This window comes from Baekduia sp. Peel2402, assembly GCF_052567285.1.
On record NZ_CP199582.1, the window covers coordinates 3,212,193 to 3,228,282 of the forward strand.

The following is a 16,090-nucleotide window of genomic DNA, read 5'->3' on the forward strand; positions in this document are numbered from 1 at the left end:
CGTGGCTGCGCCCACTCTGGAGCGCCTCGCTGCGTTGGTCCGCGAGGATGGCGGCCTGCTGGCGGAGGCCCTCTACGAGACCCCGCGCGGCGAGACACCCCATGGCGACGCGGTCGCCTCCGGCCCGCGTGCCGCCGGCCACCCCGCCGACCTCCCGCTCGTCATCGAGGCCGTCCGCGAGGGCTACCTCCTGCACTACGGCACGCCGCGCCTGATGTCGCGCGCCGACGACGACCTCGCGCTGCTCGCGGGCGACCGCCTCTACGCGCTCGGCCTGGAGCGCCTCGCGGCGGCCGGCGACCTCGTCGCGGTGACCGCGCTGTCGGACCTGATCGCGCTCTCGGCGCAGGCCCAGTCGCAGGATGACGCGACCCTCGCCGACGCCGTTTGGGCGGCAGGTTGCGCCGAGGTCGGCTGGGGTCCGAGCGAAGACCTCGACGCCGCCAAAAAGCTTGCGGTTACAGGCGAAAGTGGCGCCGCGGAGCGCCTCGGAGCAGCCGCGCGCCACGTCGCCGGAGACCTGGCGCCCGCCCGCTGAGCTGACAGCGCCTTCAGGGGGGACCGCCCCTACGATGTGCGAGCGATAGATTTCCGGGCCCGGATGCCGTCCAAGAGGATCGCGCGTCCCCCGGACAGGACCAAGACCACCGTGCCCAAGAAGCAAGCCAAAAGCAAGTACACCGCCGACCGCGGAATCCCCGGAGCGTTCGAAGGCGAGACCGTCACCCGTCGCCGCTTCATGGTCGGCACGGCTCACGCGACCGGCGCCATCGCCACCTCGGCGATCCTGCTGCCCTCGCTGGGCTTCGCCCTCGGTCCGCTCTTCGAGGAGCACGAGCAGCGCTGGCAGGCCGTCGGCAAGCCCGAGGAGTTCCCGGACGACACCTACGTGCCGAAGGTCATCACGATCGTTGACGGCATCGGCCAGGCCGGCAAGACCACGGTCTACGTCCGCCGCCGCAACGCGGAGCTCGACACCGACAAGCTCCCCAAGGGCTTTGAGAGCGAGCAGTTCGTGGCGATCTCCACGCGCTGCATGCACCTCGGCTGCCCGGTCCGCTACACGCCGGCCGCGCAGCGCTTCATCTGCCCGTGCCACGGCGGGGTCTACGACTTCCAGGGCAAGGTGGACGGCGGTCCGCCGGTCCGCCCGCTCGACCGCTTCTACAACCGCGTTCGCAACGGCCAGGTCGAGATCGGTCCGCGCTTCTCGGTCAACCGTGAGCTCGATCGCTTCTCGCCGCGTAACCCGGGCGAGCCGCTCGACGGCATCGGCGGGATCCTGTACCCGTCGCGCCCGACGGCCCGCAAGCTCGACTCGCTCCCGCAGGACTAGGACTCATGCCGAAGCTCAAGCTCCCCGTCCCCCCGCTCCCGCCGTCGCTGCGCCCCGCGCCGCCGAAGCCCGGCGCGCCCAAGCAGGGCCCGCTGGACAAGGCCGCCGAGGCCGGCATCTACACGGTCGACTGGATCGACGAGCGCACCTCGCTCTCCGGCGGCCTGCGCTGGATGATGTTCCGCAAGGTGCCCAAGGGCACCAACTGGTTCTACACCCTGGGCTCGGCGACGATGTTCGCCTTCCTGTCGCAGGCGATCACCGGCGTCTTCTTGGCGATGTACTACCGCCCCGACGCCGCGGGCGGAGCGTACGAGTCGGTCCGCCACATCAACGACGACGTCTTCCTCGGCGAGTTCGTGCACGGCATGCACAAGTGGGGCTCGTCGGTGATGGTCATCCTGATCTTCCTGCACATGGCCAGGACGTTCTTCTTCGGCGCCTACAAGTACCCGCGCGAGCTGAACTGGGTCATCGGCGTGGCGCTGCTGATCCTCACGTTCGTCATGTCGCTCACCGGCTACCTGCTGCCGTTCGACCAGCGGTCGTACTGGGCGACGATCGTGGCCAACAACATCACCGCGTCCGGCCCGCTCGTCGGTCCGTACCTCGGTGACTTCCTCAACGGCGGATCCGAGTTCAACGCGACGACGCTGTCGCGCTTCTACGCGATCCACATGATGTTGGTGCCGGGGATCATCGGCGCCCTGATCGGTGCCCACCTCTACCTGGTCGCGCGCCTCGGCACGACGGCGCCACCGTGGCAGAAGGTCAAGGTTCCCGACGAGCTCACGGAGGAGAAGGCGTGAACCGGCGCGAGAAGGAGGAGTACCTCCGCGAGTACTCGATCCTCAAGGCCCAGGGGAAGCCGTTCTTCCCCTACGCGGTCGCCAAGGACGGCGCCATGGCGTGCATCGTCCTGTTGGTCATCATCCTCATGTCGATCGTCCTCGGTGCCGAGCTCGGCCCCAAGGCCGACCCGACGACGACGACCTACACGCCGCGCCCGGAGTGGTACTTCTTCTTCCTCTTCGAGCTGCTGCGCGTCATCAAGCCGCCGGAGTTCGTCGCCCTGGCGACGATCGGCATCCCGACGGTCTGCATGATCCTGCTGTTCCTGCTGCCGTTCTACGACCGCAGCCCGGAGCGCCGTCCTGAGCGCCGCCCGGTCGCGACGTTGACGGCGATCCTGATCATCGGCGCGATGGGCTACCTCACCTACGAGGGTGCCGCGACGGGTGCGCCGACAGAGATCGACATGGCGACGCCGGCGGCCGTGAAGTCCGAGGGCGCCGCGGCGATCAAGGAATACGAGCAAGGACGGCAGGTCGCCGCGCAGTCCGGCTGTCTGGCGTGCCACAAGATCGGCGAGAACGGCAACGGCGGGCCAGGTCCGAACCTGACCGACATCGCCGACCGGCTCCCGGCTGACGGCATCCAGCGCACGCTGATCAACCCGACGGCGCCGATGCCGTCGTTCAAGACGCTGCAGGAGAACGAGCCCGAGAAGTTCAAGGCGCTCGTGTCCTTCCTGGGCCGTCTGAAGTCCGAGGACTAGGCCGTTGTCCACCGGCGGCCAGACCGCCGATCGGGGAACGCTGCCCGAGCCGGAGGTCCGCGCGATGTTCGATCGCATCGCGCGGGTCTACGACTTGCTGAACTCGGTCATGACGGCCGGGCTGCATCACCAGTGGCGCCGGCGCGCGGCGGATCTCGCCAACGTCGGCGCGGGTGACCGCGTCCTGGACGTCGCGACCGGCACGGGCGACCTGGCGATCGAGCTCGCCGGCCGCGTGGCTCCTGGCGGCGAGGTCATCGGCTCAGACTTCTCCGAGGAGATGCTCGCCTTGGCGCGCCGCAAGGCGTCCGGGCTGCGCTTCGAGTGGGGCAACGCGCTCGAGCTGCCTTACGAGGACGGCGAGTTCGCCGCGTCCACGGTGGGCTTCGGCGCGCGCAACTTCTCCGACCTGGACCGCGGCATCGCCGAGATGGCGCGCGTGGTCAAGCCGGGCGGGCGCGTCGTGATCCTGGAGATCACCACGCCGCAGAAGCCGCCGCTGTCGACGTTCTTCCGGCTCTGGTTCGATCGCGTCGTGCCGCTGATCGGCAAGGTCGCCGGCGACTCGCAGGCCTACGACTACCTGCCCAACAGCGTCAAGCGCTTCCCGGAGCCGCCCGGCCTGGCCGCGTCGATGGCGCGCGCGGGGCTCGAGGACATCCGCTGGATCCTCACCGCGGGCGGGATCATCGCGCTGCACGTCGGCACCAAGCCGGCGGGGCCGATCGTCACGTCGAGCAACGGCTCGCGGCCGCACTGAGGCGCCGGCCTTCGCTCGTGAGCGACGCCGGTCCGGTCACCCAGATCGTCCACGCGGGCGGCGCGCATGTCCTGCCGCTGCTCGGCCGCGTCGAGACGCTCCTGCGCGAGGTCGCCGCGGGGCACGGCGCGGTCCTGGCCGAGCACGCGGGCTCGACGATCGCCGCGGGCGGCAAGCGCCTGCGCCCGCTGCTGGTGATCCTCGCCGCGGGCGGCGATCCCGAGGGCGACGCGGACGGCCTGGTGCGCGCGGCGACCGCGGTCGAGCTCGTCCACTCCGCCACGCTGGTCCACGACGACGTCCTCGATCTCGCGCCGCTGCGCCGCGGCGTCCCCACGGTCTTCGCGACCGCCGGCCGCGCCGCCGCGACCCAGACCGGCGACCTGCTGTTCTCTCGCGCCTTCGCGCTGCTGGCGCAGAACGGCTCGCCCGAGCAGGTGCGCGCGCTGAGCGACGCGGGCAGCGCCCTGGCGCGCGGCGAGCTGCTCCAGCGCGCCGACGCGTGGGACGCGACGATCCCGCTGGAGCGCTATCTCGCGCGCTGCGAGCTGAAGACCGCGCGGCTGTTCGAGGCGTGCTGCATCCTCGGCGCGCTGGAAGGCGGCACGGTCGACGCCGACGCGCTGCAGGAGTTCGGCCGCCGCATCGGCCTGGCGTTCCAGATCCTCGACGACGTGCTCGACGTCGCCGGGCCGCCGGAGAAGACCGGCAAGCACCGCGGGACCGACCTGCTCGACGGCACCGTCACGCTGCCGTTCATCCTCGCGCGCGAGCGTGATCCCGAGCTGGGCGCGATCGACCCGCGCGCGATCAACACGCCGGCCGGCGCTGAGGCGATCTGCGACCGGATCGCGGCCACGGGCGCGCTGGACGCGGCGCGCGCGATCGCGCTGGAGCACGTCGCGGCCGCTAAGGCCGTCATCCCGGACGCGCTGGCCGAGCGGGAGCGCGCGGCGCTCGTGCTCGTGGCCGACGGCGTCGTCGCGCGGTACTCCTAGCGACGACGCTCGCGCCTTAAAGACAACGGGCCGGCTTGTCCAGCCGGCCCGTCGTATGAATCGCGCGGTGGGGGCGCGACGGCTGGAGAGCCCTAAAAGTCCTCGGGGACGATGTGATCCTCGAGCAGCGCAGTCGTGAACCGCTCGATCTCGTCCTCCATGTTGGCGTGCGCCAGGCGCTTGAGGTCGCGCACGAGCGCCTCGGTGCCGCGGTCGAGCTCCTCGTCGAAGCGCTCGACGAGGTCCTGCTCGAAGATGCCGGTGCCGGCCCACTCGCAGTTGGGGCAGCGCAGCGTGACCTCCCAATGGGTCGCGCCGGCTTCCTCCCACTCGGTCGGGTAGACCAGGTTGGAGTCACAGCCGCCGCAGATGTGCAGGTCGGCGGCGGTCTCGTCGTGCGTCGTCGCCGGGGCGGCGGGCGCGATGGACATGGTGGCGTCGGCGACCGGGGCATCCTCGAAGTAGACGACCTCGATGGTCTTGCCCGAGGGGAGGACGACGCGGCGGACGTAGTGGCGGGGGTCGTGGAGGCTCATCGTGGCTCGTGAAGAGGGGTGGCGCTGACAGTCCGGTGATCGGTCACCGCAGGTCCTGGCTTGAACCTCTGATCGTCCATTCGTCCGCACGCGGATAGTCGCGGAAGATGAACCGATTCGAGGGCTGTCGCGTTACCCTCTCAGGACCACCCCACGGAGGCTCATCCAATGCCTATTGGCATTCCTGAACTGCTCATCATCCTCGTCATCCTGCTGGTCATCTTCGGGCCCAAGCGCCTGCCCCAGCTGGGTCGTCAGCTGGGCGGTGGAATGCGGGAGTTCAAGGACTCCGTGACCGGCAAGAGCGACGACGAGGACGAGGCCGAGACCACCGCCACCCCGGTCGCCGCCGCGCCCGAGCTGACCCGCGCGCAGCAGGCCGACGTGCTCGACCCGACGCCCGACGCAACGCGCACGCCGGTGGGTGAGCGGGACGAGTCCGCCACGCGCCCGGGCGGGTAGTCCTTGCCCGCGATCCGGCCCGTCGGGCACGAGGATCGGCTCAGCCTCATCGAGCATCTCGATGAGCTGCGCACCCGGATCATCGTCTCGCTGATCGCCTTCGTCGTCGCGTTCAGCTTCTGTTACTGGCAGAACGACTGGATCCTCGACGCCATCAACAAGCCGCTGGACCACGCGCATCGCGTGGACTGCAGCGGCGGCAATAAGGCCGACGACGCGCTGGAGCGCTCCGGCTGCTTCGACAAAGCCGTCGGCGCGTACCTGAAGACGTCGATCCCGTCGCTGGCCGCCTCGGCCCGGACGCTCGACCAGTTCGCACGCGACGACTCGCTGACGGCCGCGGCCCGCGCTCAGGCGGCGGCGACCGCCAAGGCCGTGCGCGCGCAGGCCGTCGCGGCAACGAACGCCGCCAAGCTGACGCCGAAGGGCACGAGCGGCCGCCAGCCGGTGACGCTCGGCGTGACCGAGCCGTTCCTGACGACGATCACGGTCAGCGCCTACGCGGCGCTGCTCTTGGCGTTGCCGTTCCTGCTCTGGCAGGCGTACGCCTTCGTCCTGCCCGCGTTCTCGCCCGCCGAGAAACGCACCGCGCTGCCGATGATGTGCCTCGTGCCGGTGCTGTTCATCGCCGGCGTGCTCTTCGGCTACTTCCTGGCGTTACCGCGTGCCGTCGACTTCCTTCAGAACTACAACGACGGCGCCTTCGACATCCTCGTCCAAGCGAAGGACTACTACCGCTTCAGCACGCTGCTGCTGGCGGCGATGGGCGTCCTGTTCCAGATCCCGGTCGGGGTGCTGGCGATCGTGCGGCTGCGGATCCTTACCGTCAAGCAGCTGCGCGCCTCGCGCGGCTACGCGCTGATCCTGTTCGCGGTCGTGGCGGCGGTCGTGACGCCGACGCCGGACCCGTTCACGATGCTGATCGCGATGGCGCCGCTGGTCGTCCTATACGAGATCTCGCTGCTGCTCGGGCGCCTCTTCGAGCCCGACGAAGGGCCGCGCTTCGGCTTCCTGGACTTCGGGGATGACGACGATGACGAGGACGACGACGACGATCTGGACGACGACGACGGGCCCGACACCGATGACGGGGCGGCAGACCGCCCCCGTGGTGAGGTTGCGCACGTCCCGAACGATCTAGACTGACCGCATGCTGTTCGACCTCCGCGGCCGCGGTCGCCGTCGCTTCGTCCAGGCCATCTACCTCAGCCTCGCCATCCTCATGGGTGGTGGCCTGGTGCTGTTCGGCGTCGGCGGCGCCACGAGCGGTGGTTTGTTGGATGCGTTCAAGAACGACTCCGGCGGCCAGAGCGTCTCGGACACGTTCAAGAAGCGCATCTCCGACGCGGAGAACGGCGTCAAGGTGCGGCCGGCCGACCCGAAGGCCTGGGCCGAGCTCACGCGCGTGCGCTTCCAGCAGGCCTCCAGCGGCGACGGCTTCGACCAGGTCAACGGCGTCTTCACGGACAAGGGCAAGGAAAGCCTGCAGGCCGCCGACCAGGCCTGGGCGAAGTACCAGACGCTGACCGAGAAGCCCGACGACACGATCGCATCGCTGATGGTCCAGGCCTACTCGCAGTACGGGCTCAACGAGCCCGACAAGGCCGTCAGTGCCATGGAGGTCATCGTCGACTCCCGCACGCCAACGGGCCCCCTCTACGCCCAGCTCGCCACCTACGCCTACCAGGCCGGCCAGACCCGCAAGGCCGAGCTCGCGTCCAAGAAGGCCGTCCAACTCACGCCCAAGGACGACCGCGAGCAGATCAAGGCCCAGCTCGACGCCGCCCGCCAGGCCGCGGCCGCCCAGGTCTCCTCCGCCACGCCGGGCTCCACCTCCACGCCCTCCTCGTAGAGGAGTTCACGAGCAGGCCAGCGGGGCGTTGCCCTCGCTATCCTGTCTCGCCCTGCCCCTATAGCTCAACTGGCAGAGCAGCGGACTCTTAATCCGAAGGTTCTAGGTTCGATTCCTAGTGGGGGCACTGCTCCGAAAGCCCGGTCTTTGACCGGGCTTTCTTCGTTCTGGGGGGCGACGCGCGTTCGTCCGGGGATCCGGCGCCGAGGCCAACGTCACGTTGACGTGGAATATCCCCGTCAACGTAACCATCTGCGTGACGGATCTGCGGAGACACGCTGCCGTCAGCAGCCCGCGCTAGCATCAATCGCCGAAGCAACCCAATTAACAAAGCGCCCCCGCGCCGCGCCAACGGCCGGGGGCATGGCCCAAGGAGCTACAACTCCATGAGCACCCAGCAGCCTAATAGCGCCTGCCTGGTTTCCGTCGACCCGTCCACGGCCGACATCCTCCGCCGCCAGACCCTCATCATCCTGGAGGCCAACCACTACTACTTCGAGGAGATCCTCGAATTCGGCCCCGAGGCCCAACACGCCCTCTCGGTCATCTACCGCGACGCCTTCGCCGTCCTGGACGCCATCGGCTGGCGCCGGGGGAAAGAACCGGCGTGCACGGTCGACGTCCCTTTCACCGCTGGCTTCGCCGAGCAGCTGCGCCAGCGTCGCTACGACCTCGGTCACACCAACATCGATCGCGTGGCGCAAGAGACCTGGGATCGCGACCTAGTCGACCGCGACCGCGAAGCCGCGATCACGCTAGAGCAGCTGCTCGCGAGGGTCCAGGTGACGTGAGGGACCAGGAGACGAGGGCCCGCGATCCGGACAGCTTTCGAGAGAGCTGCGTCATCACAGAGGCGCAGGGCGCGCGCGTCAGCCTGGTCGAACGTCGTTCCTAGCCTTGGCGACGATCGATCGGAAGGTTAGATTGCCGCGTCGTGTCTACACCCGTTCCGCATCCCTCACTGAAGACCACCGGTCTGAAAGTCGCAGTCGCGCTCTTGGCCGCCGCTGTCCTCGGTCTTGTCGCAGCGCTGGTCCTGGTCGCGAGCGCAGCTTCCTCGGACCGCGACGATCAAGCGGGGCGCATTGACACGCAGCAGAAACAACTGGTCGCGCTGCAGCAGCAAGTCCAGACGGTCGAGCAGGCGGTAAGCGCACCCCAGGGCGACGTTACCTCGAAGCTATCGAAGCTCCAACGGCGGATCAAAAGCATCGAAGACTGCCTGCCCGAGCTTCAGACGGAGGTCAACAGCCTCACGATCGACCGCGAGTCGCTGCTGATCTCGCCATCGAACCAGATCAGTCGTGTGTGCTCGAACACGTTGTACGGCAGCCTGTCAGGTGAGTAGCTTGATGCGAACAAGTCCATCATCATGTGTCCTGCTCCTTACGGCACTTGCTGGTGCCGTCTCTGCGTGTGGTCGTGACGCTGGCTCGTCCTCACTGACGACAGCGAACCCAAGTCTGGGCCTCGGTTCGCCGGCAGCCGAATTCGGCAGACAGCCCCGCACCCCCCAACTCAGAGTGGCCCACCGCTGCCTTCAGCGCCGCGCCGCAGTCGCCGGGAAGGAGGCCGACGCCCGGACGTCCGACGTTGCCCGTGGGAGCGCCTTGCGAGCGCAGGCCAGCCGAGCGGTCCTTGACTATGGAGACGAGCAGGCTCGCACCAAGCTCATTGCGGCGGCCCGTGTCGCGCCGTCGAGCGGGGCAACGGTTGAGACACTGTGTGACGACCTCGGCGAGGCGTTCGCGGCCGCTGCCCGTCCCCCAGCAGTCGACATCTCGGTCGTCGGCGCGGAGAGCGACCTATCTCTGGGCGACTTCGCCGCGTTCAAGTCGGGCTCAAAGAGCCGCACGGCGGAGATCGAAGTTGCATTTAGGGGCGATGCTCCGAGCCCGCAGGTTCGGGTACAGGAGCGCATCGGTCCGAAGCATTACAAGAACGTCGGGGACACCGCTAAGACCTCCGATGACGCTGTCACGGTCCGCGTTGCTCTCTCTGGCGAAGCTCCGACCTTCCGCGTTCTCGTTAGCGCGCGCCCAGGCGGTCCTGAGGCTCGCCAGGACATCACGATCGAGCGTCCCACCGGGGCGCAAAATGCATCGGGCGGGACGGTTCCAGCACCGCCGCCGACCCGTCGCCAGAAGATTGTGCGACTGCTCGAGCAGAAGCAGGCTGTGGGCATCGGTCGCCAGCAGCTACGTGCCGCCCTCGGCCGGCCCGATCAGACGCAGGATGTCGGTGACACCTTGTACTGGTACTACGACACATCGGCCAACTCGTACCAGGTGGTCATAGTGAGTGGCAAAGTCGAGGCTGTGAACAGGTACGGCAAACCGAAGTGAACGGACGAGCGTCGAGGCTGGGCGAGTGTGCTCCAACGGCCGGCCTCACCCGGGTCTTTCGTGTTCTCAGACCGCGAAATCGGCCAGCCGAGGCTCCGCATAAGCGCGAATGATCGCGATCGATTGGCGGTCGTTGGCGACCTCAAGAACGAGCAGGCGATGAGGCATCCCGTCCGGCTCGAAGAGCAGCAGTGCCGGGCGTCCGTTCGCGGCGCCCGGGCGGGCGCGTAGCCGGCCCGCCCCGCCACAGCCCGAGGCGAAGAAGGCGCCGATGGCTGCGGCGCCGGTGATCGACGGGCGTGGGGGCATGGAGAGCACTGCGTCGTCGCGCAGCAGGGCGACGAGGGTGATGATGTCGTGGCGCTCCCATGCGTCGACGTACTGCGCCAGCAGCGCGCGATCGGCGTCACGGTGGACGGTCCGGGCGGAGGCGGCGGGCACGGCGGTGTCGATCGTCGCGCGGGCGCGTTGGAGGGCGCCGTTGACGGCGGGGACGCTCGTCTCGAGCAGATCAGCGACCTCCGGACCGCTCCACCCCAACACGTCCCGCAGGATCAGGACCGCTCGCTGGCGACCGGGCAGGCGTTGGATCGCGGTCAGCAGCGCGAGCTCCAGGCCCTCCCGCAGCGCGTAGCGCGCCTCCGGGTCTGCGATGGGCGCGGCAGCGCCGGCGCCCGCACCCGCCACAAGCGCGTCCGGGTACGGCCCAACGACCGGCTCCGCCCGCCGCGGCCGCCGCGCGATCTCGTCCAGGCACGCGTTCGTCGCGATTCGATACAGCCAGGTGCTCACCGCCGCCCGTCCCTCAAACCCGCCGAACGACCGCCACGCGCGCAACAGCGTCTCCTGCACGAGGTCCTCGGCGTCGTGGCGCGATCCGAGCATCCGGTAGCAGTGGATCTCCAGCACCCGCCGGTAGGGCTCGACCAAGGCCTGGAACTCGCGCTCGCTCGTCTCGCTCCGCTCGGTCGTCTCGCTCGTCACCGCGCTCATGCCCGTTTGGACGATGGCCGCGCGCTGAACTCATCGGTCGATTCGCGACGCCGCGTTCGTCCAACCTCGCATGACCACCGATCCCCGCACCCGCCGCTGGGTGCTCATCCTCGCTTCCGTCGCGTCGTTCATGGTCGCGCTCGACACGCTCGTCGTCTCCACCGCGCTCACGACCATCCGCCAGGACCTCGGCGCCTCGATCGCCGAGCTGGAGTGGACGGTCAACGCCTACAACCTGACCTTCGCCGTCCTCCTCCTGCCCGCCGCGGCGCTCGGTGACCGCTACGGACGGCGCGGGGTCTTCGCGACAGGGCTCATGCTGTTCTCCCTGGCCTCGGCCGCCTGCGCGATCGCCCCCGACGCGGCGACGCTGATCGTCGCCCGCGCCCTCCAGGGCGCCGGCGCCGCCGCGGTGATGCCGCTCGGGCTGACGCTCGTGGGCGAGGCCTTCCCGCCCGAGCGCCGCGGTGCCGCGATGGGCATCCTCCAAGGCCTGACCGGACTCTCCGTCGCGTCCGGGCCGGTCATCGGCGGCGCGGTGGCGCAGGGCATCGACTGGCCGTGGATCTTCTGGATCAACGTCCCGATCGGCCTGCTCGCCATGCCGTTCGTCCTCACCAAGATCCCAGAGAGCCGCGGGCCCGCGCACCGGATTGACGGCCGCGGCGTCGCGCTGATCACGTTCGGCGCGTTCGGCGTGGTCTGGGGGCTCGTGCGCGGCAACGCGGCCGGCTGGGGCAGCGCGGAGGTCGTCCTCGCGATCGCGGCGGGCGCCGGGCTCGTCGCCGCCTTCGTCGCCTGGCAGCGCCGTGCGCCCGCGCCGCTCTTGCCCCCGCGCCTCTTCGCCCAGCCGGCCTTCGCCGCGGCCAACGGCGCGAGCTTCCTGCTCGTCGCGAGCCTGTTCTCGGCCGTCTTCTTCCTCGCGCAGTACCTCCAGACCGGTCTCGGCCACGACGCGCTCGGCGCGGGCCTGCGCCTGCTGCCATGGACCGCGACCTTGTTCTTCGTCGCGCCGATCGCCGGCAAGCTGGTCGACCGCCACGGCGAGCGCCCGTTCCTCGTGGCCGGACTCGGGCTGCAGGCGCTGGGCCTCGGGTGGATCGCGCTGACCGCGGCGACCGACGCCGACTACCGCGCCACGATCCCCGCGTTGATGGTCGCCGGGTGCGGCGTCTCGATGGCCTTCCCCGCCGCGCAGAACGCGGTGATCGGCGCGGTCGCGCCGGACGACGTCGGCAAGGCCGCCGGCGCCTACAGCATGCTGCGCGAGCTGGGCGGCGTCTTCGGGATCGCCATCGCGGTCGCGATCTTCGCGGGCGCGGGCGGGTACGCGAGCGCCGTCACGTTCGTCGACGGTTTCGGCCCGGCACTCGGCGCGTCCGCGGGGCTCTCCGGGCTTGGCGCCGTGCTCGCGCTCGGCGTCCCGTCCCGCGCGCGAACCGCAGCGCGACCGGTGAGCCTCGCCGCCGAGGTCCCGCTGGCCGACTAGCGCTCAGTGGCGTGAAGTGGCAGGCTGCCGCGTCATGCCCGGGGACGACGAGGCGCTGCTAAAGAGGTTCCGGCCGCAGTTGATGTACGACTCGCTGGAGGCGTACTTCGCTGACCATCCGGCGCAGATGGTCGTCAATCCTGGGAACGAGCTACGCCGGGCGGATGGATCAGTGCTGGCGCGCGTCGTTGACGGGACGCTCACGCTCGCGGCGCTCGGCCCGGCCGGGGCCAAGGACGATGTCCTGGCGGTCAAGGGCAAGGACTACGCCGAGCAGTACAAGCGTCTACGCCTCGACCACCCGGACCTCAAGAACGTCATGGTCGCGCGGGCTCGGCGCGACCGGCACGGGTGGCTGTGGCTCCAGTACTGGCTCTGGTACTTCTACAACGACTACAGGCTGACCGCGAACATCGGACTGCACGAGGGCGATTGGGAGATGGTGCAGCTCCGGCTCGGTGAGGATGACGTCCCGGACTACGCCGTCTACGCGCAGCACGCGCGGGCCCAGCGGCGGCCGTGGAACGAGGTCGAGAAGGACGCCGGACGCCCCGATGCGGCGATGGTGTACGTCGCGCGCGGGTCGCATGCGTCGTACTTCGAGGATGGCATCCACCCGACCGAGGTCTGGGCGGACGTGTGCGACGGAGGCCGGAGGGCGCCGGAGCCGCAGCTGGTGATCCTTCCGTCCGACGACGCGCCGAAGGACTGGTCGGGGTGGCCAGGCCGGTGGGGTGATACGAAGGCGACGTTCCCCGGAGGGTCGGGAAGCCCGGACGGGCCGTGTCGCAAGAAGCAGTGGAAGGACCCGGCACGTCTCTCGGAGAAGGCCTATGAGGAGCGGACGGGAAAGGGCGCGCTGCTGGGCGCGCTGTTCGACGTCGGGCGCCGAGACGGGAAGCTCCTCATCTCCTACAACCTGGTCCGGCCAGGCGCCAAGGCGGTCGCGATCGCGGTTAACGTGAACTCATCAGACGAGCCGGGCGTGCCGCCGAGGACGGCGTCCTTCGAGGTCACGGCGAACCGGGCGACCGTCGTCGCGCCTGTCGAGGTCCACCCGCAGCGCACCTACGACGTCCGGCTCTCGATGGAGATCAAGCAGCGTGACGGGACGGTCCTTCCGTCGATCGTCGTGCAGCGCATCCTCGACCCAGGCGATCATGCACCCGAGCGGAAGATCACCACGGCGCTGGGCACGCTGCTCGTCCCCGTCGGCGAGTGGGTCAAGCGGCTCTTCCGGAAGCGCCGCTCGTGAAGCGCATCGCGATCTTCTGCGATGGGACGTGGAACCGGCCGGATCAGGTTCATGGTGGTGTTGCGTGCCCGACGAACGTGGTGAAGCTGCACCGAGGGGTGGCGGAGCTGGGTGCCGATGGTGTCGAGCAGCTCGCGTTCTATGAGCAGGGAGTTGGGACGGGGCGGTGGGACCGGCTCCGTGGCGGGATGTTCGGCGTTGGGTTGTCGGCGAACGTCAAGCGGTGCCATGCGTTCTTGACCGACCACTACAACATCGGCGATGAGCTGTACCTCTTCGGGTTCTCGCGGGGTGCGTTCACGGCGCGGTCGTTGGCCGGGTTGATCGGCAATAGCGGGATCGTCCGGCCGGAGCATCGGGGACGGCTCGACGAGGCCTATGAGATCTATCGCGATCGCAGCGATCCGAAGCGCAAGCCGTCGGGTGAGATGGCGCAGGCGTTCCGTGCCGCGTACTGCTTCACGGACGTCACGCCGATTCGCCTCATCGGGGTCTGGGACACGGTCGGGTCGCTTGGGATTCCCTTGAAGGTCGCGGCGCTGACCAAGCGCTGGTCGTTCCACGACGTTCGGCTGGGGATGCACGTCGCGACTGCGTGCCACGCGCTGGCGATCGATGAGCGCCGGGGGCCGTTTCTCCCGACGCTGTGGGAGAAGCAGGACGGAGCGCCGAAGGAGCAGGAGCTCCTACAAGCGTGGTTTGCGGGCGTGCACTCGGATGTCGGCGGCGGGTATCCCGACCATGCGCTGGGCGACCTCCCGCTGCAGTGGATGGCGCGGCGGGCGCGGGAGGCCGGCTTGGATGTGGAGGATGGTGCGAAGCCGGATGCGCTCGCGGCTCAGCACGAGTCCTACAAGTCGTTCTATCGGTTGACCAAGCCACAGGAGCGGACGCTCGTCGGCACCGCCGGCGGCCAGGCCGCAGAGGGAGCGTGGCGTCGCATGCAGGAGCTGCCCGGATACCACCCGCAGAACTTCCGTGCCTTCCTCGCGACGAACCCGGATCACGCCGACGTCTAGGATCGACGCCGTGTTCATCCTCGAGTTGTCCTACATCGCGCCGCTGGACGAGGTAGACCGCGTCCGCGACGAGCACATGAGCTGGGTCGCCGAGCAGTACGCGGCGGGGCGGTTTCACGCGTCCGGGGCGAAGGTCCCGCGGACCGGTGGGGTGATCCTCGCGAAGGCGATGCCGCGGGATGAGCTAGACGACATCATCGCCTCGGACCCCTTCACCCGCGCGGGCGTCGCGGCTTACGACGTGACCGAGTTCGCGGCGACGACGGTCGCCGAGGGGCTCGAAGCGTTGCGGGACTGAAGGCCCCAGACGTCGGCCAGGACCTCGTAGGACCGCACCCGCGCATCGAAGTCGTAGGCGTCGCTGGCGACGATGACCTCGTCGGCGCCCACGCGCTCGACCAAGGACGACAACTTCTCCGCGACGGTCGACGGGCCGCCGACGACGGCGAGCTCCATCTGGGACGTGATCGCGTTGCGCTCGCCGTCGCTCATCCAGAAGTCGTCCATCGAGTCGAGCGGCGGCAGCGTGCCCTTCGGCGCACCGCGCGTGAGCCAGGCGAACTTCTGGAGCGTGGAGGTGAAGAGGCGCGAGGCCTCCTCGTCGGTGTCGGCCGCCAGGAGCGACACGCCCATCATGAAGTGAGGTCGGTCCAACGTCTCGGACGGCGTGAAGAGCGCGCGGTAACGCTCCGCGGCCTGGTCGAGGAACTTCGGCGCGAAGTGCGACGCAAACGCGAACGGCAGCCCCAACCGCGCCGCCAGCTCGGCGCCGTACAACGACGAGCCGAGGATCCAGACGGGCACGTTCGAGCCAGCTCCCGGAACGGCGCGGACGCGCTGGCCCGGCACCGCCTCGGCGAGGAACGACCGCAGCTCCTCCACCTCCGCGTCGAACTGCACGCCCCCGTTCGGGTTCCGGCGCAGCGCCCAGCCGGTCACGTGGTCGGTCCCCGGCGCGCGGCCCAACCCGAGGTCGATCCGCCCCGGGTACAACGCCTCCAGCGTCCCGAACTGCTCGGCGATCACCAGCGGCGCGTGATTCGGCAGCATGATCCCGCCGCTCCCGACCCGGATCGACGACGTCGCGCCAGCGATCGCCCCGATCAGCACCGACGTCGCCGCCGACGCCACGCCCGGGATGTTGTGGTGCTCGGCCACCCAGATGCGCGAGTAGCCCAGCTCCTCCACGCGCGGTGCGAGCTCAAGCGACAGGCGCAGTGCCTCGGCCGGCGAGGAGCCCTCGCGGATGGGCGCGAGGTCGAGGACGGAGAGCGGGACGTTCATCCCTCCGCATTGTACGACGGTTATCGAACCTCGTCGCCCGAACCCTCTCCACGGAGTGTCCGCTCGATCTCCGTCGCCAGCCCCAGCCAGCCCTCGAACGCCCGCGCCGCGCCGCCCTCAGCGCGCAGCTCGCCGCGGATCGGGTCAGCCTCGGGGTCGACGTCGAGCCTCAGCTCCACGCGGTGGTCTTCCGCCATATCGAC

20 protein-coding genes and 1 tRNA gene are annotated in these 16,090 nt (G+C 69.5%); 17 read left to right on the forward strand and 4 right to left on the reverse strand.

Features of this window, described 5'->3' with window-relative positions; all coding sequences use genetic code 11:
• Position 1 precedes the first annotated feature (1 nt).
• The 6 genes from ACT01A_RS15730 to ACT01A_RS15755 all read left to right on the forward strand — a co-directional run bounded on the left by ACT01A_RS15730 (position 2) and on the right by ACT01A_RS15755 (position 4,652).
• Complete coding sequence (locus ACT01A_RS15730; protein WP_445148033.1) at positions 2-538, forward strand: hypothetical protein; 537 nt, start codon at positions 2-4, stop codon at positions 536-538.
• Positions 539-649: 111 nt separating this feature from the next.
• Positions 650-1,336: a QcrA and Rieske domain-containing protein gene (locus ACT01A_RS15735; RefSeq protein ID WP_445148034.1), complete on the forward strand. Its 687-nt coding sequence runs from the start codon at positions 650-652 to the stop codon at positions 1,334-1,336.
• A 5-nt stretch (positions 1,337-1,341) separates the two neighbouring features.
• Positions 1,342-2,145, forward strand: coding sequence for a cytochrome b (locus ACT01A_RS15740; RefSeq protein WP_445148035.1), 804 nt, complete (start codon positions 1,342-1,344; stop codon positions 2,143-2,145).
• Complete coding sequence (locus ACT01A_RS15745; RefSeq protein ID WP_445148036.1) at positions 2,142-2,894, forward strand: c-type cytochrome; 753 nt, start codon at positions 2,142-2,144, stop codon at positions 2,892-2,894. The genes ACT01A_RS15740 and ACT01A_RS15745 overlap by 4 nt, the downstream gene beginning before the upstream one ends.
• 4 nt (positions 2,895-2,898) lie before the next feature.
• Positions 2,899-3,654 carry a bifunctional demethylmenaquinone methyltransferase/2-methoxy-6-polyprenyl-1,4-benzoquinol methylase UbiE gene (gene ubiE / locus ACT01A_RS15750; protein WP_445148037.1) on the forward strand — a complete coding sequence of 252 codons (756 nt, stop codon included), beginning with the start codon at positions 2,899-2,901 and terminating at the stop codon, positions 3,652-3,654.
• Positions 3,655-3,671: 17 nt separating this feature from the next.
• Positions 3,672-4,652 (forward strand): polyprenyl synthetase family protein, encoded by a 981-nt coding sequence (locus ACT01A_RS15755; RefSeq protein WP_445148038.1) that lies wholly within the window; start codon positions 3,672-3,674, stop codon positions 4,650-4,652.
• Between the two features lie 92 nt (positions 4,653-4,744).
• On the opposite strand, the gene ACT01A_RS15760 is transcribed toward ACT01A_RS15755, so the two are convergent.
• Complete coding sequence (locus ACT01A_RS15760) at positions 4,745-5,188, reverse strand: hypothetical protein (protein WP_445148039.1); 444 nt, start codon at positions 5,186-5,188, stop codon at positions 4,745-4,747.
• Between the two features lie 168 nt (positions 5,189-5,356).
• Here ACT01A_RS15760 and ACT01A_RS15765 point away from each other — a divergent pair, with 168 nt between their 5' ends.
• From ACT01A_RS15765 to ACT01A_RS15795, 7 genes are all read left to right on the forward strand, one after another.
• Complete coding sequence (locus ACT01A_RS15765; protein ID WP_445148040.1) at positions 5,357-5,650, forward strand: Sec-independent protein translocase subunit TatA/TatB; 294 nt, start codon at positions 5,357-5,359, stop codon at positions 5,648-5,650.
• Positions 5,651-5,653: 3 nt separating this feature from the next.
• Positions 5,654-6,796, forward strand: coding sequence for a twin-arginine translocase subunit TatC (gene tatC / locus ACT01A_RS15770; protein WP_445148041.1), 1,143 nt, complete (start codon positions 5,654-5,656; stop codon positions 6,794-6,796).
• Between the two features lie 4 nt (positions 6,797-6,800).
• Positions 6,801-7,502, forward strand: coding sequence for a hypothetical protein (locus ACT01A_RS15775; RefSeq protein ID WP_445148042.1), 702 nt, complete (start codon positions 6,801-6,803; stop codon positions 7,500-7,502).
• 54 nt (positions 7,503-7,556) lie between these two features.
• Positions 7,557-7,629 (forward strand) — tRNA-Lys (locus ACT01A_RS15780).
• A 259-nt stretch (positions 7,630-7,888) separates the two neighbouring features.
• A complete protein-coding gene (locus tag ACT01A_RS15785; RefSeq protein ID WP_445148043.1) occupies positions 7,889-8,293 on the forward strand; it encodes a hypothetical protein in 405 nt (134 codons plus the stop codon).
• 143 nt (positions 8,294-8,436) lie between these two features.
• A complete protein-coding gene (locus tag ACT01A_RS15790) occupies positions 8,437-8,850 on the forward strand; it encodes a hypothetical protein (protein WP_445148044.1) in 414 nt (137 codons plus the stop codon).
• A 262-nt stretch (positions 8,851-9,112) separates the two neighbouring features.
• Positions 9,113-9,847, forward strand: coding sequence for a hypothetical protein (locus ACT01A_RS15795; RefSeq protein ID WP_445148045.1), 735 nt, complete (start codon positions 9,113-9,115; stop codon positions 9,845-9,847).
• Between the two features lie 66 nt (positions 9,848-9,913).
• On the opposite strand, the gene ACT01A_RS15800 is transcribed toward ACT01A_RS15795, so the two are convergent.
• A complete protein-coding gene (locus tag ACT01A_RS15800; protein ID WP_445148046.1) occupies positions 9,914-10,840 on the reverse strand; it encodes an RNA polymerase subunit sigma-70 in 927 nt (308 codons plus the stop codon).
• Between the two features lie 70 nt (positions 10,841-10,910).
• Between ACT01A_RS15800 and ACT01A_RS15805 the strand changes: the two genes are divergently transcribed.
• From ACT01A_RS15805 to ACT01A_RS15820, 4 genes are read left to right on the forward strand one after another with little or no spacing between them, the layout of a single operon-like run.
• Positions 10,911-12,329 carry a DHA2 family efflux MFS transporter permease subunit gene (locus ACT01A_RS15805; RefSeq protein WP_445148047.1) on the forward strand — a complete coding sequence of 473 codons (1,419 nt, stop codon included), beginning with the start codon at positions 10,911-10,913 and terminating at the stop codon, positions 12,327-12,329.
• A gap of 34 nt (positions 12,330-12,363) precedes the next feature.
• Entirely contained in the window at positions 12,364-13,584 is a 1,221-nt protein-coding gene (locus tag ACT01A_RS15810) for a hypothetical protein (RefSeq protein ID WP_445148048.1), read from the forward strand.
• Positions 13,581-14,603 carry a DUF2235 domain-containing protein gene (locus tag ACT01A_RS15815; RefSeq protein ID WP_445148049.1) on the forward strand — a complete coding sequence of 341 codons (1,023 nt, stop codon included), beginning with the start codon at positions 13,581-13,583 and terminating at the stop codon, positions 14,601-14,603. Before ACT01A_RS15810 ends, ACT01A_RS15815 begins: the two co-directional genes overlap by 4 nt.
• Positions 14,604-14,613: 10 nt before the next feature.
• On the forward strand, positions 14,614-14,901 hold the full coding sequence (locus ACT01A_RS15820) for a YciI family protein (RefSeq protein WP_445148050.1): 288 nt from the start codon (positions 14,614-14,616) through the stop codon (positions 14,899-14,901).
• Here ACT01A_RS15820 and ACT01A_RS15825 read toward each other — a convergent pair.
• Entirely contained in the window at positions 14,838-15,887 is a 1,050-nt protein-coding gene (locus tag ACT01A_RS15825; protein ID WP_445148051.1) for an LLM class flavin-dependent oxidoreductase, read from the reverse strand. The genes ACT01A_RS15820 and ACT01A_RS15825 overlap by 64 nt on opposite strands.
• A 20-nt stretch (positions 15,888-15,907) precedes the next feature.
• The gene (locus ACT01A_RS15830) at positions 15,908-16,084 is read right to left on the reverse strand and encodes a hypothetical protein (protein WP_445148052.1); all 177 of its coding nucleotides are present in this window, start codon (positions 16,082-16,084) and stop codon (positions 15,908-15,910) included.
• Positions 16,085-16,090 lie beyond the last annotated feature (6 nt).